The following is an 18731-nucleotide window of genomic DNA, read 5'->3' as shown; positions in this document are numbered from 1 at the left end:
AACAGGGCGCGTGCGTCGCGCCCTAGGCTGCCCCGGCGTTCGATGGCGATGCCGGCGCCCGCTGGCGGCGATCGCCCGCCGTGTTGCAGGCAGGACACGCTGATCCGGGCAGACAGGCCGCCGCGGGCGGCATAATGCACCTCTCAACGGAGAGTGCGCATGCATAGCGGTGGTCTGGAACTGGCTCTGGTGCTGATGCTGGCCGCCATCGTGGCGGTGCCGGTGTTCAAACGCTTCGGCCTGGGCGCGGTGCTGGCCTACCTGGTCGCCGGTGTGGTGCTCGGCCCCGACGGCGTGGGCGTGGTGCAGGATGCCGAGCGCATCAGCGGCGCGGCCGAGATCGGCGTGGTGATGCTGTTGTTCGTGATCGGCCTGGAACTGTCGCCGGCACGTTTGAAGGTGATGCGGCATTCGGTGTTCGGTGCCGGCGCCACCCAGGTGGTGGTGACCACGCTGATCCTGGGCGGCCTGCTGATGCTCGGCAACCTGGGCTGGAAAAGCGCGTTGATCGTCGGCGTGGCGCTGGCGTTGTCGTCCACCGCGGTGGGCCTGCAGCTGCTGGCCGAACGCAAGGCGCTCAATAGCGACTACGGGCGCCTGGCATTTGCCATCCTGCTGTTCCAGGACCTGATCGCCATTCCGCTGCTGGCGGCGATTCCGCTGCTGGGCGGCAGCAAGAACGCCACCCTGGAATGGCAGGACGTGGCCAAGGCGGTGGCGGCGCTGGCGCTGGTGATCCTTTGCGGGCGCTTCGTGCTGCGCTATCTGTTCAACATGGTGGCACGCACGCGCATGCCGGAAGTGTTCACCGCCAGCGCCTTGCTGGTGGTGCTGGGCACCGCCTGGATCATGCAGGAAGCCGGATTGAGCGCCAGCCTGGGCGCGTTTCTGGCAGGCGTGCTGCTGGCCGATTCGGAATTCCGCCACGAGCTCGAATCGCAGATCGAGCCGTTCGAAGGTTTGCTGCTGGGACTGTTTTTCATCTCGGTCGGCATGGGCATCGACCTGAACCGGGTGGTCGCCGAGCCGTGGCTGATCGCCAGCGGCGTGGCGATCCTGCTGGTGGTGAAGTTCTCGCTGCTGGTCGGGATCGGCAGCGTGGCCAGACTGCCGCTGCGCAGCAGCCTGATGCTGGGCAGCGTGTTGTGGCTGGGCGGCGAGTTCGCCTTTGTGGTGTTCAACGAGGCCGATCGCGTCGGCTTGCTGGAGCGCGCCAACCACGACCGGCTGGTGGCCATTGTCGGTGTCTCGATGGCGCTGACGCCACTATTGCTGCTCGGCATGCAGCGCATCCTCAACGGGCCGCTGCGGCTGCATGCGCCCACGTCCGATCGCCCGTTCGACGCCATCGATGCGCAGACGCCCAAGGTGCTGGTCGCCGGCATGGGCCGCTTCGGCCAGGTCGTGGCGCGCCTGCTCACCGCGCGGCATGTGCCGTTCGTGGCGCTGGAACACAATCCGGACACCGTGGAGGACTTGCGCCGCTTCGGCAGCCAGTTGTACTACGGCGACCCCACCCGCCCGGAACTGCTGCGCGCCGCCGGTGCCGACCGCATCAAGGTGTTCGTGATCGCGGTGGACGACCCGGAAACCAACATCAAGGCGGTGCGGCTGATCCGCCGCCTGTACCCGCAGGCCACGGTGCTGGCACGTGCACGCAATCGCCAGCATGCCTGGAAGCTGATGGACCTGGGCGCCGAACCGTTCCGCGAGGTATTCGCCTCCAGCCTGGAACTGAGCGAACGCGTGCTGACCTCGCTCGGGCTGGGCGAGGCGGTGGCCAAGGAGCACGTCAAACGGTTCCGCCAGCACGACGAAGAGTTGTTGCATCGCCAGCACCTGGTCTATGACGACGAAGCCAAGGTGATCCAGACCTCGCGCGATGCACGCGCGGACCTGATGCATCTGTTCGAAGCCGACGTCAAGGCCGATGTGGACGGCGAGCCTGCACCCACCACGCTCGATCGCTGAGCCCTTCGTAGGAGCGTGCCCGCGCGCGACGGGGCTTTACCGATAACGCCTCGTCGCGCGCGGGCACGCTCCTACGCGGATGTGGTGCATCTTTCGTCAGCGTTAGCTGCGCAGTCGATGCTTGAAGACGACCTGCACGCGAGCATTCGATCGCGTCCAAGTCCTAAGCCGATGCGGATGGCGAACCTGCACCAACCACCCACAATCGCTGCCCTGTTCGTAGGAGCGTGCCTGCGCGCGACCCGGGCGTTACCGATAAAGCCCGTCGCGCGCGGGCACGCTCCTACGTGGAGCTGCGGCGGCTGTATGCCGCTCGCATCCCTCAGCGGCGTGGCGTGCGCGCCGCAGTCTTGCTGGTCGACTTCTTCGCTGCGCGCTTGCCTGCCGCGGTCTTGCCGGCGGTCTTTGCGACCTTGCCGGTTGCGCGTTTGCTCACGGCTTTCTTTGCCGCGCTGCCCGGCGACGTAGCCGCATCCTGCAATGGTCTTGCTGCAGCCGCAGATGCGCGATTGGCTGGCGCCTTGGTGACCTTTTCGGCTGCCGCCTTGGTGATCTTCCTGGCCGGTGCCTTGGCAACCTTCTTGACCGTCTTCCCGGTGGCTTTCTTGACCGGCGTGGTGGCGCTGCCACGTGCGTCCGGTGCGCGGCGCGGCGGTGGCTTGCGGCCCGGGGTGAGCGCGCGCCAGGCGTGTCCACCATTCATGGCCAGCAAGGCATCGGCGGCCGAGGGGCCGGCGCTGCCGGCGGCGTAATTGGGGAAGTCGCTGGGCGGTTGTTTCCAGGCATCCAGGATCGGCTGCACGATGCGCCAGGCACCTTCCACCATGGCCGCGTCCTGGAACAGGCCGGCCTCGCCGTTCATGCAGTCCTGCAGCAGGCGCTCGTAGCCCACCGTGTATTCCTTGGGGAACCAGTCGCGGTAGCGGAAGTCCATGCGCACCGGTGCCAGGCTGACCTGCGCGCCGGGGCGCTTGACGTCGAACTGCAGCGAGATGCCTTCGTCGGGCTGGATGTGCAGCACCAGCCAGTCGGGGCCGTAGCCGCCCACTTCGGTGCTGCGGAACGGCGCCAGCGGCGCCGGCTTGAAGCGGATCGCGATCTCGGTGGTGCGCTCACGCAGGCGCTTGCCGGTGCGCAGGTAGAACGGCACGCCGGCCCAGCGCCAGGTGTCGACCTGCAGCTTCATCGCCACATAGGTTTCGGTTTCCGAATCGTCCGGCACCGTGTCTTCTTCGCGATACCCCGGCACGGCGCTGCGGTTGACTGCGCCGGAGGCGTACTGGCCGCGCACCACGTCTTCGGGCTTGATCGGGCGCACTGCTTCGATCACTTCGGCGCGGCGGCGATGCATCGCCTCGGTGGTGAACGCGGCCGGCGGCTCCATCGCAATCATCGCCAGCAACTGGAACAGGTGATTGGGCACCATGTCGCGCAGGCAGCCGGTGGGATCATAGAAGCGTCCGCGCCCCTCCACCCCGATGGTTTCGGCGGCGGTGATCTGCACATGATCGATGCGGTCGCGGTTCCACACCGGCTCGAACAGGCCATTGGCGAAACGGAACGCCAGGATGTTCTGCACGGTTTCCTTGCCGAGGAAGTGGTCGATGCGGAACACCTGATCCTCGTGCAGCACCTTGGCGACGGTGGCATTGAGCGCGACGGCGCTGGGCAGATCGTGTCCGAAGGGCTTTTCCACGATCACCCGACGCCAGCCCTCGCCCTCGCGTTGCCTGACCAGCCCGGCTTCGCCCAGGTTGAGCAGTACCGGCTCGAAGAAGCGCGCGGCGGTGGCCAGGTAAAACAGCACATTGCCCTGGGTGCCATAGCGTTTGTGCAGTTTCTCCAGCGCGCCACCCAGGGTTTGATAGGCGCCCAGGTCGGTGAAATCGCCGCGCAGATAATGCATGCGCTCGCGCAGCCACTCCCAGGTGTCGGTATCGAACTCGTCGGTCTGGAATTCGGCATCGCGGCTGCTGAGCAGCTCGGTCATCGACTGGCCCATCATCGTGCGCCACGAGCGCTCGCTGATATCACCATGATCCATGCCGACGATGGCGAACTGCTCGCCCAGCGCGCCGGAGCGCCGCAGGTTGTACAGCGCCGGCATCACCAGGCGCTTGGTCAGGTCACCGCGTGCACCAAACACCACGATGATGCACGGCGGGGTTGTGGCTTGTTCGTTCATGGATGTGTTTCCTTTTCGCCCATGCGTCCGTGCAGGCGCAATGCCGCATTGACCAGAGCCACGTGGGAATACCCTTGCGGGAAGTTGCCAAGCATGCGTTTGCTGCGCGGGTCGTACTCTTCGGCAAGCAGGCCCACGTCGTTGCACAGCCCGAGCAGACGTTCGAGCAGCATGCGTGCCTGCTCGGTGCGCCCGAGCAATGCATAGTTTTCCACCAGCCAGAAGCTGCAGGCAAGAAAGGTGCCCTCGCCGGCCGGCAGCCCGTCGGCGCTGTCGTCGGCGCGATAGCGTTCGACCAATCCATCGATGGTCAGGTCGCGTGCGATGGCATCGGCGGTGGCCGCGATGCGCGGATCCTCGGCCGGCAGGAACCCGACGATCGGAATCAGCAACAGCGACGCGTCCAGACGGTCGGAACCATAGCTCTGCACGAAATGCCCGTCCGGGTGCACGCCCTTCTCCAGCACTTCTGCGCGGATTTGCTCGGCGATGCGGCCCCAGTGCGCGCGCTTGGCCGCATCGGCATTGGTGATGCCATCGCGCGCGCCGCAATCGAAGGCCAGCCAGGCCATCACCTTGGAATGCACGAAATGACGGCGCTCGTCGCGGATCTCCCAGATGCCTTCGTCGGGCAGCCGCCACAGCGTTTCCAGCGTCTCCAGCACTTTTTCCAGCAACGATGCCGACGAGCCATCGGCGTCGGACAGCGGTGCCACGCCCTTTTCGCGCGCGTAGTGGAACGCGCCGATCAACTCGCCGTAGACGTCGAGCTGGAACTGATCCACCGCCCCGTTGCCGATACGCACCGGGCTGGAGTTTTCATGGCCGGGCAGCCAGTGCGCTTCCCATTCCTGCAGCCGGCGCTCGCCGGCGATGCCGTAGAGCGCCTGCAACTGGTCCGGCGACCCGGCAATGGCACGCTGTACCCAATCGCGGAAGGCCTCTGCCTCGTCGCGATACCCGGCCTGCAGCAGGGCGATCAGCGTGAACACCGAATCGCGCAGCCAGCAGTAGCGGTAATCCCAGTTGCGGGTGCCGCCCAGATGCTCGGGCAACGAGGCCGTCGGCGCAGCGACGATGCCGCCAGTGGGCAGATAGCTGAGCCCTTTCAACACCACCAGCGAGCGACGCACCTGCTCGGTCCAGGGGCCGACATCGGTACAGCGACGCGCCCAACCGTGCCAGAACGCGGCCGTGCGCTGCAGCGCCTGTTCCGGATCGATCGCCGTCGGCGTGGGCTGATGCGACAGGCCATGGCTCAGCAGAAACCAGGTGCTCTGGCCCTGGCGCAGCGTGAAGTCGGCTTCGGTGCCCATGTCCTCGCCATGCAGCGCCTGTGGCGAGCGCAGGGCGAGCTGGTCGGGCCCGGCGATGGCACGGATGCCGCCATCGATACGCGTCACCCAGGGCACGGTGCGGCCGTAGTTGAAGCGGAAGGTCAGGCGCATGTGCATCGGCACCTCGCCCTGCACGCAACGCACGATCCGCACCAGGTGCTGGTGGCCGTCGCCTTCCTCGCTGGCGACCATGAAGTCGACCAGTTCCACCGTGCCGGTGTCGGTGTGCATGCGCGTGCACAACACCAGGCTGTCGTCTTCATAGGCACGTTCACTGCGAAAGTCGCCGGCCGGCGACAACGCCCATTGCCCGTGCTGCTCATCGCCCAGCAGGGATGCGAAAAACGCGTCGGAATCGAAACGTGGCAGACACAGCCAGTCGATGGTGCCACGGTGGTCGACCAGGGCCGCGCTGTGGCAATTGCCCAGCATGGCATGGTCCTCGATACGCACGCTCATCGTAGAGGCGCTTCCTTCGTGCGAGTGAAGGCCCAGTCTTGCACGCGCAGTGTCGGGATCAGGTTACGAGAACGCCGGCAGACGCAGCAATGGTGGCACCGTGTGTTCCAGGCGACGGATCAGTGCCGGGTCCATGTAGGCGTAGTCGTCGGGAATCTGCAGACAGGCCACCCGGCAATGGCGCAGATGCGCGGCAAAGCGTTTGCGCAACAGCTGCAGATGGCGACGCTCCATCACCAGCACCAGCTGCGCCTCGTGCAACAGCTCCGGGGTGAGCTGCACATCCGCATCGGCGGCCAGCCCGGCCGATTGCGTCTGCACGCCCGGCCAGTCGGCGAACACGCGCTCGGCGGTGGGGCTGCGCAGCCGGTTGCGGCTGCACACGAACAGCACCCGCAGCGGTGCCCCGCCGCGCTGGCTCAGCGGCCTTCGCGCAGGAAGCGCGCCATCGAGGACACACCCGGCAAGGCGGGCTCGAACTGGCCGGCCACATCGATGAAGCCGCGCATGATCGCGATCTCGCGCGGGGTGCGGTTGAGCGCGTCGCGGCGGTCGGCATCGGCGCCGGCCCGCAGCAGGCGCTGCACCAGCAGCGGCAAACCGTGCAGTGCGGCCAGGTGCAGCGGGCCGAAACCGCGCTGATCGGCCACGTCCAGCGAGACGTCTTCGTCGAGCAGGCGTTCCACGCCGGCCAGCACCACCTGCTCGTCGCAGGCGGTGCCCGGTTCGGCGCGCGCGCCCAGCAACAGCAGCAGGGGGCTGACCCGGCCACCGGCCAGGTACTCCGGGTCGGCGCCGGCCAGCAGCAAGGTATCCAGCAGGGCCAGCAGGCGGCTCTTGTCGCGCGCGGTGAAGCCGTACAGCGCGGCGCAATGCAGCGGCGCCAGGCCCTGGTCGTCGTTGGCGTGCACGTCGGCCGCCGCGGTGAGCAGGCGCGCCACGATATCCGGCAGGCCCAGCGCGCAGGCCAGCATCAGCACGGTGACGCCGCCGGGCAGGCGGTGCTCGATCTGCGCGCCGGCCTGCAGCAACGCGGCCACGATCTCGGTCTGGCGCATGCTCACCGCCGCCGACAACGGCGTGGCGCCGCTATTGGCTGCGCGTTGCGGATCGGCGCCGCGACCGAGCAGATGCGCCACCACGCCGAGATGGCCGCCACCGGCCGCACGCAGCAGCGCGGTGCAGCCCTGCGCATCGACGGCGTCGACCGGCAGGCCGAGATCGATCAGGCGACGCACCGCATCGGTGTCGCCGACAATCGCGGCCGCCGGTACATCCGCCTCGCGCAGGCTGCGGTGCGGCAGCGACCAGATGCGCCAGTCCAGCCAGTCGGCCAGGTCGCGGCGGCCGATCGACAGCGCCACGCCCAATGGGGTCTGCCCGTCGGCAGCGCGCGCTTCCGGTGAGGCGCCCTGCTTGACCAGCAATTTCAGCGATGCCTCGCGGCCCAGCGCGGTGGCCAGGTGCAGCGCGGTCATGCCGTGGCTGTCACGCGCCTCGCGGTCCACGCCGTGTTCCAGCAACCACTGCTGCAGGCGCAGCCAGCCCAGCCGCACCGCCAGCGACAACGGCGGATCGCCGGCCGCCGATGCGGCGAACGGGTCGGCGCCGCGTTCGAGCAATTCCAGCGCGAACTGTTCCAGCCCGCGCGATGCCGCATCGTGCTGCACGCAGGCACTGAGCAGCCGCGTCAGCCCGCCCGCACCGGCGGGCGAGACGCCATGGCGCAGCAGCGCCTGCAGTGCCGGCACCGCCTCCACGCCCCGCGAGAGCAGTGCAAACATCGGCACGTCGCCGCAGGCATCGCGCACTTCGGCATCGGCCCCATGGCGCAGCAGCCAGTCCACCGCATCGGCGTTCAAGGCCAGATGCGCGTCGTGCAGCAGGCTGCCAAGTTCTTCCGGGCCGCACAGGCGGGCCAGCGCGACCAGGCCGTCGCGTTGACCGAACTGCAGGCCTTCGCGCAACAGCACCAGGGGCGGCCGGTCGGGCAGCAGCGCCACGCCGGGGGTCTCGCCGTGCGCATCGCTGACCGCCGCCGGCAACGGATAGGCGGGGTCGAGCAATTGCACGATCGCCCAGCGCCCGGCTTCGGCGGCCACATCCACCGCGCGCCGGCCGTGCGCATCAGCGCTGTCGGCCGGCACCTGCAGGTCGAGCAGGCGCCGGATCAGGGCTGGCGACACGTTGTCGGCGGCGCAGGCCAGCATCACCGCGTTGCGGCCCTCGCCATCGACGGCCAGCACATCGGCCTTGCGTGCGACCAGGCGTTCGAGCACGCCGCTCCGTGCCTGCCGCGCCGCATCCAGCCACGGCGTGCGGCCGAGCAGATCGCGCGCTTCCAGATTGGCGCCGGCCGCCAGCAGCGCCTCGACGATGTCGCCGTGCCCGGCCAGTGCGGCTTCGTGCAGGGCACTGCGGCGTTGGCGGTCGCGCGCATCCACACGCGCCTTGTGCTTGAGCAGCAGTTGCACGCCGGCCGGGTCGTCCTCCTCGGTGCCGGCCGCTGCCAGCAGCACCGGCGCGCCGCCGTCCGGTTCGGAGTGGGCGCCGCGTTCCAGCAGGAACTTGGCCAGCCGCCAGTTGCCGACCTGGCAGGCCATCGCCAGCGGCGAGTGACCATCGTGGTTGAGCGCGTCGAGCTCGGCGGCGGCATCGCGCAGCAGCGCGGCCACGCCCGGGTCGGAACTGCGCACCGCATGATGCAGCGGCGTATTGCCGTCGTTGTCGCTGGCGCGCGGGTCCGCGCCGTTGGCCAGCAGCGTCATCACCGCGTCCGGGCGACCGTGCCAGCTGTCGCGCGTGGCGGCCAGCAACGGCGTCATGCCGCGATGCGGCTGGTTGACGTCGACACGGCGCACGATCAGCTCGCGCAGCAGGCGCAGGTCCGGCAGCACCGCGGCCAGCGCGGGCAGGCTGCGTTGGTCGCGCCATTCCGGCAGCGGCATCGCCTGCGGGTCGGCGCCGGCGTCGAGCAACTGCAGCGCGCGGTCCACGCGTCCGCTGCGCGCGGCCTCGAACAGCTCGGGCACCAGTTGATGCTGGGCCACCGGCTCCAGCGGACGCGGCTCGGCCGCCGCTTCGGAAAAGAAATCGGCCGCCTGCAAGGCCGCCGGGGCGTCGCTGCGTCCCGGCGCGGCGGTGCGTTGCAACAGCAGATGGGCGGCCGGCAGCAGCACGCTGGCGGCGATCGCCAGACTCCAGCGCAAGCTGCTCGACAGCCAGCCCGGCCAGGCCAGCGCCACCACCAGCGTGCACATCGCCAGCACCAGGGCAGCGGCGAGCAGGCCGCGCCAGGCGTGCAACTCCTGCGTCGCCAGCGCATGCCAGCGCGGGGCCAGGGCGCCGCCATCGCGCTCGACCTCGCCCCACAGCGGCCAGGTCCGCCACAGCCCGAGCAGCGCAGCGCTGACCGCCACACTCAGGGCCAACGCGGCAGCCAGGCTGCCGCTGTCGCGCAGGGCGGTCAGCGGCCAGCTGATCAGGGCGGCCAGCGCCAGCAGGTCCACGCCCCAGACCGTCAGCAGCGGCGGCAGGGCCTGCGCAACCGCGCGCGGCGGGCTGGGCAATGCGCGGGTACCGCGCGCCCACGACACCGCCAGCGCGAACGCCGGCTGTGCCAGCCACAGCGCCACCGCGGCAACGCCGCCGCCGATGCCGCCCAGCAACGACAACGCCACGCCGGCCGCCCCGGCCAGCGCTGCGGCCCGCACGCGTGCGGCCCGTGCGGCCCGTGCGGCCTCAGTCATAGTCGCACTCGCCCGCCAGCACCACCGTCTTGGGCAGCTGCAGATAGAAGCCATGCTTGCCGAGTGCGTCGCGCACCGTGGCCACGTCGGCCTGCGCCAGGCGGCGCTCGGGCGTCAACGCCACCTCCAGCACGAACGCGAACGGCGCCAGCTGCGCGTGCACGGCGGCGGGAAGACCGGAGAAGTCGTCGCGCGTGGCGAGATAGACGAAGGTGTCCTGCTTGCGTTGGCTTTTATAGACGTAGGCGTGCATGCGCGCGTGGTCGCGCTCGATCGGCAAGTGTGTCGCAGGATTGTGTCCCAATTGCGCCGATGGCGAAAGCGCGGCAGCACGCGAAAAGTCCTGCCCCGTCAGCGACATGACCGGCACGTTCAGTTGCGCCATCGACGGGAGGCAGACCCGCCATCGATATACTGAGCCCACTTTTTGCCAGCAGACCACCGTGAGCCAAGCGCAGCATCCGTCCCAGATGGCCCCGGTCGCCGTCACCGCCTTTACCTCCACCACCGCGCTCGGCGCCGGGCTCGATGCCCAGGCTGCCGCCCTGACCGCTCGCCGCAGCGGCATGCGTCGCAACGATTTCGGCCCGCAGCCGCTGCCCTGCTGGATCGGCCGCGTGGAGGACTTGGAAGACGTCGTCCTGCCGCACCCCCTGCAAGGCTGGGACTGCCGCAACAATCGCCTGGCCTGGCTGGCCCTGCAGCAGGACGGCATGGCCGAGGCCGTGCAGGCCGCCGCGCAGCGCTACGGCGCCGAGCGCGTGGCGGTGATCATCGGCACCTCCACCTCCAGCATCGGTGCCAGCGAGGAGGCCTATACGCGCCTGGTCGAAGACGCCGACGGCGCACGCTTCCCCGACGATCTGGATCGCCCGATCGTGCATACCCCGCACTCGCTGGGCGACTTCGTGCAGCACGCCACCGGCCTGCGCGGCCCCAGCGTGACCGTGGCCACCGCCTGTTCGTCCAGCGCCAAGGTGTTCGCCCAGGCCGCGCGCCTGATCGATGCCGGGGTGGTGGATGCCGCCCTGGTCGGCGGCGTGGATACCTTGTGCGGCAGCGTGCTGTTCGGCTTCAACTCGCTGCAGGTGGTGGCGCCGGAGCTGTGCCAGCCGTTCGATGCGCGCCGGGTCGGCCTGAGCCTGGGCGAGGCCGGCGGCTTTGCCCTGCTCGAACGCACCGCTGCCGCACCGCACGCCACCCTGTGGCTGTACGGCTATGGCGAATCCAGCGATGCGCACCATATGTCCGCCCCGCATCCGCAGGGCCTGGGCGCGCAGCTGGCGATGCGCGATGCGCTCGATCGCGCCGGCCTGGACGCCGATGCGGTGGGCTATCTGAACCTGCACGGCACCGCCACCCCGGCCAACGACAGCGTGGAGGCGGCCGCGGTGGCGGCGATCTTCCCCGCCACCCTGCACGCCAGTTCGACCAAGGCCTGGACCGGCCACACCCTGGGCGCGGCCGGCATCGTCGAATCGGTGATCGCGCTGCTGGCGCTGCGCGACGGCGTGCTGCCGGGCACGCTCAACAGCGCCGTGCCCGACCCGGCCTGCGGCCCGCAGATCCGTTTCGACAATGCCCATTCCAAGATCGATTACGCCATGAACAACTCCTTCGGCTTTGGCGGCAACAACTGTTCGCTGCTGTTCGGGCGGGCCCGCTGATGCTGGCTGCCACCATCGAGGGAATCGGCTTCTGGACCCAGGGCCTGCCGAGCTGGGACGCCGCGGCGGCCTTCGTCCGTGACGGCACGCTGCAGGACACCGGGACACGTCCGGCGCCGCAGCTGCTGGCCGCCAACGAGCGCCGCCGCGCACCGGACACGGTGGCGGTCTCGCTGGAAGCGGCGCTGGCCGCCTGTCACGCCGCCGGCCGCGCGCCGGCCAGCCTGCCGTCGATCTTTACCTCCACCTATGGCGATCTGGCCATTTCCGACTACATGTGCACCACGCTGGCCAGCGACCCGTTGGCGATCTCGCCGACCAAGTTCCACAACTCGGTGCACAACGCCGCGGCCGGCTACTGGACCATCGGCGCCGGGGCGATGACCCCGGCCACGGCGATCAGCGCCAGCCTGGGCAGCTTCGCGCAGGGCCTGCTGGAGGCGCTGGTCCAACGCGCCGCCGGCTTGGACGCGGTGCTGCTGGCCGGCTACGACGCCCGCTCGGTCGGGCCGCTGGGCCGGGTCGCACCCAGCCAGGGGTTGCTCGGCGGCGCGCTGGTGCTGGGCGCCCCCGGCCAAGCCGGCAAGCCGCAGCTGCGGGCGTGGCTGGACGACGGCACGCCAACACCGGGCGAGGGCCCGTTGTCGCGGCAGGTCGCCGGCAATGCGATGGCGCCGATGCTGCCGTTGTTCGACCTGCTCGCCGCTGGCGGCGAGCGCGTGGCGCTGTACGCCGGCCCGGGCCGGGTGTTGCAGCTGGAGGTCCAGCAGTGAGCCGGCAGCCGCTGACCCGCGAGGACACCGCGATCCTGGTGCCGGCCCTGAACGAGTCGCTGCGCATCCGCGAAGTGGTCAACGATGCGCTGACCTATTGCTCGAACGTGATCGTGATCGACGACGGCTCCGATGACGGCACCGCCGACTGCATCGCCGACCTGCCGATCACCCTGATCCGGCATCCGCAGCGCAAGGGCAAGGGCGCCGCGTTGCGCAGCGGGTTTGCGCAGGCGCAGCGGATGGGCATGCGCGCGGTGATGACCATGGACGGCGACGGCCAGCACAAGGCCGCCGATTTCCCGCGCCTGTTGGCGGCGGCCAACCGCCACCCCGGCTGCGTCATCGTCGGCGCCCGCATGCGCAAGCGCGCCACGCAGCCCACCATCCGCCGCATCGGCAACGATTTCGGCGACTGGGGCATCGCCTGGGCCTGCGGCTTCCAGCTGGTCGACAGCCAGAGCGGCCAGCGCCTGTATCCGGCCTCGGTGTTCACCCTGCCCGACGTGCCCGGCGAAGGCTTCGTGTTCGAAGCGCAGCTGCTGATTTCCGCCGCACGCCAGGCCGGCGCGCGCGTGGTCGCGGTGCCGATCGAAACCCGCTACGCCGGCACCTCGCCGGGCGCGTTCCGCAAGAGCCATTTCCGCCTGGTACGCGATCTGTGGGAAATCACCTCGCACGTGGTCGTGCAGGCCTGGAGCTACGGGCATATCTGGCGCGAGTACCGCCGCGTGCGCGCCAACCCGGTGCTGATCGACGACGCCGACGGCGAATTTGCTACTGTGCCTGCGGTCACCACCAACAAGCCATCCCCATGAATGCACAGCGTGCCGATGTCGTTATCACCGGTGGTGGCCTGGCCGGCCTGAGCCTGGCGCTGCAGCTGCGCCAGCGCGACCCCGAACTGGCGATCACCGTGCTGGAGCGCCGTGCGCATCCGGTGCGCGAGGCCGCGTTCAAGGTTGGCGAATCCACGGTGGAAATCGGCGCGCATTATTTCGCCGACGTGCTGGGCCTGCGCGAGCACCTGGAGACCGAGCAGATCCGCAAGTTCGGTTTCCGCTTCTTCTTTTCCGACAGGCGCCAGGACATCGACCGCTGCACCGAGCTGGGCGTCAGCCAGATCCTGCCGACGCCGTCGTGGCAGATCGACCGCGGCCGCTTCGAGAATTTCCTCGGCGAGCGCGCCCGCGCGCAGGGCATCACATTTGTCGACGGCTGCAGCGTCAAGGGCGTGGACCTGGCCGATGACGATGCCGACCACGCCGTGCGCTACGAGCGCGCAGGCGAGGCCGGCACGCTGCGCGCACGCTGGGTGGTGGATGCCAGCGGCCGCGCCGGCCTGCTCAAGCGCAAGCTCGGCCTGGCGCAGGACAACGCGCACGATGCCAATGCAGTGTGGTGGCGCGTGGAAGGCCTGATCGACCCCAATGGCTGGTCGCAGGACAGCAGCTGGCTGCAGCGCTGCACGCCGCCGGATCGCTGGCGCTCGACCAACCACATGTGCGGGCCGGGCTACTGGTTCTGGTTGATTCCGCTCTCCTCCGGCGCGCATTCGCTGGGCATCGTCTGCGATGCGTCGATGCATCCGCTGGAGACGATGAACACCCACGACAAGGCGATGACCTGGCTGCGCACGCATCAGCCGCAGGTCGCCGCCACGCTCGACAAGGCCGACTACCGGCTGCAGGACTTCCTGTTCCTGCGCAACTTCTCCTATGGCTGCACGCAGGTGTTCTCGCCGCAGCGCTGGGCGCTGACCGGCGAAGCGGGGTTGTTCCTGGACCCGTTCTATTCGCCCGGCAGCGACTTCATCGCAATTTCCAATACCTACATCTGCGAACTGATCGGCCGCGACCGCGCCGGCAGATCGCTCAGCCCGTATGTCGAGCTGTATCAGCAGCTGTATTTCTCGTTCTACGAAAACACCCTGACCCTGTATCAGGATCAGTACGCCCTGTTCGGCGATGCGCAGGTGATGCCGGTCAAGGTGATCTGGGATTACACCTACTATTGGTCGCTGCTGGCGCCGCTGTTCTGCAGCGGACGGATCGCCGACCTCAGCCTGCTCTCGCGCATGAAGGCGGATTTTTTCTACGCGCGCGACATGAATCTGGCGATGCAGCGCGTGCTGCACGACTGGGGCCAGCACAACACTGCACTAGGCCTGGCCAGCGACGATGGGCGCCTGCTCGATCAATACCTGATCGGCTGGTTCAACGAACTCAACGGCGCCTTGCACGACACCCTCGACGACGATGCCTTTGCCGCGCGCATCCACCGCAACGTCGCGCAGATGGCGGTGCTGGCGCGCGAGATCCTGCACAAGGCGCGTCAGCGCCATGCCGGACTGCCGGACCATGGATTGGACGCCTTGACCGCCAACGCCGTCGGCGAACCCATCCTCACCGCCGCCTGGTACGCCGACGCAGCGTAAGCTTGAAGACCGTGCCGGCGACGGCGCGTTTTTTCTGGATCCGCGCCAACTTGATTCAAATGCCGGATCGGAAGACGCCGATCAAACCGCAACGCATCGAACGGCCACGCGAGGTGCATTGCTTGCACAGGCACACCACCCATCTCGCCTGGTCCTTGCCCGCCCACCGTCGCGGGACCTTACGCGGCATGGATGCCGCGTAAGAGCCTCCATGGACGGATTCACGGCGTGTCCCGCGATGGTGGGCGGGCAAGGGCCCTGCAGCAAACTCACAGCGGCGAGGACACCGCACCTGCCAACCTGGTCGTGCGCTGATGGGAACCACACTAGCCGCGCCTACCTGGGGGGGAGGCATCGTCGTTCTATCAGCGGCTCTCAGCCCATGCCGCCATTGATGCCGATGACCTGGCCGTTGATATAGCCAGCTGACTCCGAACACAGGAACGCAACCAATGCGGCCACTTCGTCGGGCTTGCCGACGCGGCCGGCCGGCACCAGTTGCTTGATCACCTCCGGCGCGAAGCTTTCGCCGACCATCTCGCTTTCGATCACGCCCGGCGCGACCACGTTGACGGCAATGCCGCGGCTGGCCATCTCGCGTGACAGCGATTTGCTGGCGCCGTGCAAGGCGGCCTTGGCCGCGGCGTAGTTGGTCTGTCCGCGGTTGCCCAGCACTGCCGCCACCGACGACACGCTGACGATACGGCCCCAGCGCGTACGCGCCATCGGCAGCAGCAACGGCTGGGTGACGTTGAAGAACCCGTGCAACGACACGTCGATGACCCGATGCCACTGTTCGGCGTTCATGCCGGCCATCGGCGCATCGTCGTGGATGCCGGCATTGTTGACCACGATCTGGATCGGGCCAACCTCCAGCAGGCTTGCCAGCGCCGCTGCACTGGCCTGCGCATCGGCCACATCGAACGCCACCGCCTGGGCACTGCCGCCGTCGGCCACGATCGCTGCGACCACGGCGTCGGCGCGGGCGAGATTGCGATTGGCGTGCACGATCACATGGCGACCCTGCGCCGCCAGGTGACGGCTGATCGCACCACCGAGATCGCCGCTGCCGCCGGTGACCAGCGCGCGGCGCTGTGGAATGGATGTGCTCATGGACGCCTCGATGGAAGCCGCAGAAATGACGGCGGAAAGAGCCTCATCCTAACGACTGGCAGCAAGTGCAGGAATAGACCGCCCGCATCGATCGCCCACATTCGGCAGGAGCGCGCTTGCGCGCGATGAGGCTTCAACGGTAACGCTTCATCGCGCGCAAGCGCGCTCCTACAGGGCCCGCCCGGCGACCAGCATCACCGTGGCGCGGCCTTCGGCGAGCAACTGCCCCTGGTGGGTCAGGCGAAAACTGTATTGCTGGCTGTCGTCGGCCTGCATCAATACCACTGCTTCGCATTCGATCGCAGCAGGAAGGTCGTCCAGATAGGCCAGATGCAACTCCACGCCTCGCAGGGCGACCAGCATGCCCAGGCGCGCTGGCTGGCTGGGATCATGCCCCAGCAAACCGCCATGCACCGCCATCGCCTGCGCGCCGTATTCGCACAGGTGCAGCGCGCGCAGGCGGCCATCGGCGCGCAACGGATGCGTGTCGCTGCGATGCGCGTGACTGCGCAGCACGATGCGCTGCGCATCCCAGTCGACCACCTCTTCCCACAGGCACATGCTGCCCTGGTGCGGAATCAAGGCGGCAATCGCGTCACGTCCCTGCATGTGCACCTCCACTTCTTGCGCGCTCCAGCGCCGGCTCGCGCGACACCAGCAAGGCCAGGATGAAGTTGAACAACACCCCCAACGCCACCGTGCTGCCGATCGCCCGCAACACCGGGATGCTGGAGGCAGCCAACAACGCAAACACCAGCAAGGTCATCAGGCTGCACACGATCAAGGCATGCAAGGTGCGCAGCTGGTCGGCGTGATCGTCGCCGGCATGGTCGAAGAACAATGCGTAATCCAGGCCCAGGCCTGCCGCCAGGATCAGCGCGATCAGGTGGAACAGGTTGAGCTCCACCCCCATCCCGCGCAGGATCGCAAGGATCAGCACCGTGGTCAGCGCCATCGGCAGCAACACGCGCACGATCCGGCGCGGGCTGCGCAACGCGATTGCCACCGTCACCGCCAGCAGCAGCGCAGCCAGCCCCAGCGCGCCGAGCACACGCCCACGATAGGCGGCAACCAGGGATTCGGAGGCATCCTTGAGATCCAGCAACTGCGCGCCACTGCCTTGCACGGCGGCAGCCACCACCGACGGATCGCGCAGGCCGGTCAACGACACCAGCGCGGTGCTGCGATCGCCGCGCCCCAGCAGCAGCCCGCCGACCGAGGTCGCCAGCGGCGAGCCGGCCAGGTCCTTCGGCAACAGCGGTGCGGCACGCTTGGCAGCGTCCAGGTCCTGCAGGAATGGCGCGAACGCATCGCTGCGAAACGGCGTGGCGGCCACCGCACTGTCGGTCAATGCGCGCGCTTGCGTCGCCCCCGGCAACGCGGCCTGACGCGCACGCTGGGTCTTGGCGCTGGGCAGGTAGCGCGCGGCCATGTCGTAACCGGTCAGCGCGCCGTCGCGCACCAGCGCATCCAGGCGCGGGCGCAACTGCTCGCTGGCCTGCAGCGCTGCCTCGTCGCTGGCGGCAGGCAATGCGAGCACGTAGCGCACGTCGGGGGCGCCCAGTTCCTGTCGCAGGTGCGTGTCCTGCGCCAACGCCTTGGGCGGCACCGGGGTCAGCTTCGACAGATCGTTCTGCCAGAATTGCCCCGGTGCAAATGCGATCACCGCGATGCCGATCAGCGCAATCACCGCCAGACTGATGCGCGGCCGTGGCAGCCGCGCGATGCCACGCCACAGCGCGGCGAGGACGCGCGAATCGGCGTAGTCGCGCGGCGCCGGGTCGATCAACGCCGGCAACAGCCACCGGGTGGTGATCGCGGCGGTCGCCAACCCGGCGATGGTGAACACCGCCAGCTGCCGCAAGCCGTCCACACCGGAAAACAGGAAGGTCACATAGGCAATGCAGGTCGACACCACGCCGGTGGCCAGCGTCGGCCACAGATGGCGCGCGTTGTCGCGCGGATCCAGACCGGGACGCTGATGGCTGAACAGGTGGATCGGGTAATCCTGCACCACGCCGATCAGGGTGAAGCCGAATGCCACGGTGATGCCGTGCACGCCCTCGAACAACACGGCCACCGCGCCCAGACCGGCCAGGCCGGCACTGGCCAACGGCAGCACGCCAAGCACCGGGATCTTCCAGCTGCGGTAGGCGACCAGCAGCAACAGCACCAGCCCCACCGTATCCAGCGTACCGATCCATTGCGCCTCGCCCTGGGTGCGCGCGGTGATTTCCACCGCAAAGGCGCCGGGGCCGGTCAGGACGAGCTGCGTGGAGGTGCCCTGGCTGACCTTGGCAAACGCCGCCTGCACCGCGTCGTAGGCCAGTTGCTGACCGGTGGGATCGAAGCCGGCTGCGCGTGTCTGCACGATCAGCAGGGCCGAGGTGCCGGCACGGTCGAACCACACCGCGTTGCGCGTCTGCGGCGCCGCGGCCGGCTGCAGGGTCTCGGCCAGATGCAGCACTTCCAGCGTGGGGTCGCGCGGCAACAACGGCTCCACCATCGCAGCGGCGGGTGAGCCCAGATCCTGCACGCGCGACTGCAACGCCGCCTGCAGGGTGCGCGCGTCCAGCGGCGCGGCGTCGAAGCTGTCGCTGAGCAGATAGCGATACGGCAGCAGGCGCTCGGGGATCGCATCCAGGCCCGCGCTGCCGCCATTGCCGACCAGCTCGAACAGTTGCGGCTGCGCGGCCAGGGCCTGCTGTAGTGCCTGCGACTGCGCGGCCAGTGTGGCCGGGTCGCTGTTGGACAGCGCCATCAGCAACAGTCGCGAGCCGGGGCCTTCGCCCAGTTCCTCGATCAGCAGTTTCTGCGCCGGCGTGCGCGGGGCGGGCATGAACTTGCGCAGATCGCCGGTGACCTTGAGCGTCTCGCTCAACCAGAACCCGGTCACCGCCAGCAAGGCCAACCACAGCAGCGCTAGGCCGATGCGGCGGTTGGCATTCAACTCAAATGCCATGTATCAGCTCCAGCTGCGTGGCCGAACGTGCACCGGCCGCACGCGCGGCATCGGGCTGTGCGGGCGCCTTGCTGGCGC

The 18731-nt window shown here is 68.8% G+C and carries 13 protein-coding genes; 5 read left to right on the top strand and 8 right to left on the bottom strand.

Features of this window, described 5'->3' with window-relative positions:
- Window positions 1-159: 159 nt before the first annotated feature.
- Entirely contained in the window at window positions 160-1971 is a 1812-nt protein-coding gene (locus tag EO174_RS20685) for a monovalent cation:proton antiporter-2 (CPA2) family protein (RefSeq protein ID WP_104650313.1), read from the top strand.
- A 322-nt stretch (window positions 1972-2293) separates the two neighbouring features.
- On the opposite strand, the gene zwf is transcribed toward EO174_RS20685, so the two are convergent.
- The 5 genes from zwf to EO174_RS20660 form a co-directional block, all read right to left on the bottom strand.
- Window positions 2294-4156 (bottom strand): glucose-6-phosphate dehydrogenase, encoded by a 1863-nt coding sequence (gene zwf, locus EO174_RS20680; protein WP_164740285.1) that lies wholly within the window; start codon window positions 4154-4156, stop codon window positions 2294-2296.
- On the bottom strand, window positions 4153-5952 hold the full coding sequence (locus tag EO174_RS20675; RefSeq protein ID WP_119129842.1) for a glycoside hydrolase family 15 protein: 1800 nt from the start codon (window positions 5950-5952) through the stop codon (window positions 4153-4155). Before EO174_RS20675 ends, zwf begins: the two co-directional genes overlap by 4 nt.
- 63 nt (window positions 5953-6015) lie before the next feature.
- A complete protein-coding gene (locus EO174_RS20670) occupies window positions 6016-6345 on the bottom strand; it encodes a phosphotyrosine protein phosphatase (protein ID WP_104585219.1) in 330 nt (109 codons plus the stop codon).
- A 26-nt stretch (window positions 6346-6371) separates the two neighbouring features.
- Window positions 6372-9701, bottom strand: coding sequence for an ankyrin repeat domain-containing protein (locus EO174_RS20665; RefSeq protein ID WP_126947134.1), 3330 nt, complete (start codon window positions 9699-9701; stop codon window positions 6372-6374).
- Window positions 9694-9954, bottom strand: a complete 261-nt coding sequence (locus tag EO174_RS20660) for a YcgL domain-containing protein (protein ID WP_104585241.1) — start codon at window positions 9952-9954, stop codon at window positions 9694-9696. Before EO174_RS20660 ends, EO174_RS20665 begins: the two co-directional genes overlap by 8 nt.
- 217 nt (window positions 9955-10171) lie before the next feature.
- Between EO174_RS20660 and EO174_RS20655 the strand changes: the two genes are divergently transcribed.
- Genes EO174_RS20655 through EO174_RS20640 form a run of 4 tightly spaced genes read left to right on the top strand, consistent with a single transcriptional unit; the run spans window position 10172 to window position 14578 of the window.
- Entirely contained in the window at window positions 10172-11368 is a 1197-nt protein-coding gene (locus EO174_RS20655; RefSeq protein ID WP_126947131.1) for a beta-ketoacyl-[acyl-carrier-protein] synthase family protein, read from the top strand.
- Window positions 11368-12141: a beta-ketoacyl synthase chain length factor gene (locus EO174_RS20650; protein ID WP_126947128.1), complete on the top strand. Its 774-nt coding sequence runs from the start codon at window positions 11368-11370 to the stop codon at window positions 12139-12141. Before EO174_RS20655 ends, EO174_RS20650 begins: the two co-directional genes overlap by 1 nt.
- A complete protein-coding gene (locus EO174_RS20645; protein ID WP_126947125.1) occupies window positions 12138-12959 on the top strand; it encodes a glycosyltransferase family 2 protein in 822 nt (273 codons plus the stop codon). Before EO174_RS20650 ends, EO174_RS20645 begins: the two co-directional genes overlap by 4 nt.
- Entirely contained in the window at window positions 12956-14578 is a 1623-nt protein-coding gene (locus tag EO174_RS20640; RefSeq protein WP_126947122.1) for an NAD(P)/FAD-dependent oxidoreductase, read from the top strand. Before EO174_RS20645 ends, EO174_RS20640 begins: the two co-directional genes overlap by 4 nt.
- A 375-nt stretch (window positions 14579-14953) precedes the next feature.
- On the opposite strand, the gene fabG is transcribed toward EO174_RS20640, so the two are convergent.
- From fabG to EO174_RS20620, 3 genes are all read right to left on the bottom strand, one after another.
- On the bottom strand, window positions 14954-15691 hold the full coding sequence (gene fabG / locus EO174_RS20630) for a 3-oxoacyl-ACP reductase FabG (RefSeq protein WP_126942942.1): 738 nt from the start codon (window positions 15689-15691) through the stop codon (window positions 14954-14956).
- Window positions 15692-15859: 168 nt separating this feature from the next.
- On the bottom strand, window positions 15860-16300 hold the full coding sequence (locus EO174_RS20625; protein ID WP_104585239.1) for a phosphotransferase: 441 nt from the start codon (window positions 16298-16300) through the stop codon (window positions 15860-15862).
- Window positions 16287-18653 carry an MMPL family transporter gene (locus EO174_RS20620; protein WP_126947116.1) on the bottom strand — a complete coding sequence of 789 codons (2367 nt, stop codon included), beginning with the start codon at window positions 18651-18653 and terminating at the stop codon, window positions 16287-16289. The genes EO174_RS20625 and EO174_RS20620 overlap by 14 nt, the downstream gene beginning before the upstream one ends.
- Window positions 18654-18731 lie beyond the last annotated feature (78 nt).

The sequence above is a fragment of the Xanthomonas sp. BRIP62418 genome, assembly GCF_003993495.1.
Classification (GTDB): Bacteria; Pseudomonadota; Gammaproteobacteria; order Xanthomonadales; family Xanthomonadaceae; genus Xanthomonas; species Xanthomonas euroxanthea.
The sequence above is the reverse complement of the archived record's forward strand: the minus strand, read 5'-3'. Positions and strand labels throughout refer to the sequence as shown.

What these genes read in the sequence shown, in the direction of transcription:
- zwf (WP_164740285.1), bottom strand. Translation starts at nt 4,156, where the DNA reads ATGAACGAACAAGCCACAACCCCGCCGTGCATCATCGTGGTGTTTGGT.
- EO174_RS20675 (WP_119129842.1), bottom strand. Translation starts at nt 5,952, where the DNA reads ATGAGCGTGCGTATCGAGGACCATGCCATGCTGGGCAATTGCCACAGC.
- EO174_RS20625 (WP_104585239.1), bottom strand. Translation starts at nt 16,300, where the DNA reads ATGCAGGGACGTGACGCGATTGCCGCCTTGATTCCGCACCAGGGCAGC.
- EO174_RS20685 (WP_104650313.1), top strand. Translation starts at nt 160, where the DNA reads ATGCATAGCGGTGGTCTGGAACTGGCTCTGGTGCTGATGCTGGCCGCC.
- EO174_RS20640 (WP_126947122.1), top strand. Translation starts at nt 12,956, where the DNA reads ATGAATGCACAGCGTGCCGATGTCGTTATCACCGGTGGTGGCCTGGCC.
- EO174_RS20650 (WP_126947128.1), top strand. Translation starts at nt 11,368, where the DNA reads ATGCTGGCTGCCACCATCGAGGGAATCGGCTTCTGGACCCAGGGCCTG.
- fabG (WP_126942942.1), bottom strand. Translation starts at nt 15,691, where the DNA reads ATGAGCACATCCATTCCACAGCGCCGCGCGCTGGTCACCGGCGGCAGC.
- EO174_RS20660 (WP_104585241.1), bottom strand. Translation starts at nt 9,954, where the DNA reads ATGCACGCCTACGTCTATAAAAGCCAACGCAAGCAGGACACCTTCGTC.
- EO174_RS20620 (WP_126947116.1), bottom strand. Translation starts at nt 18,653, where the DNA reads ATGGCATTTGAGTTGAATGCCAACCGCCGCATCGGCCTAGCGCTGCTG.
- EO174_RS20655 (WP_126947131.1), top strand. Translation starts at nt 10,172, where the DNA reads ATGGCCCCGGTCGCCGTCACCGCCTTTACCTCCACCACCGCGCTCGGC.
- EO174_RS20665 (WP_126947134.1), bottom strand. Translation starts at nt 9,701, where the DNA reads ATGACTGAGGCCGCACGGGCCGCACGGGCCGCACGCGTGCGGGCCGCA.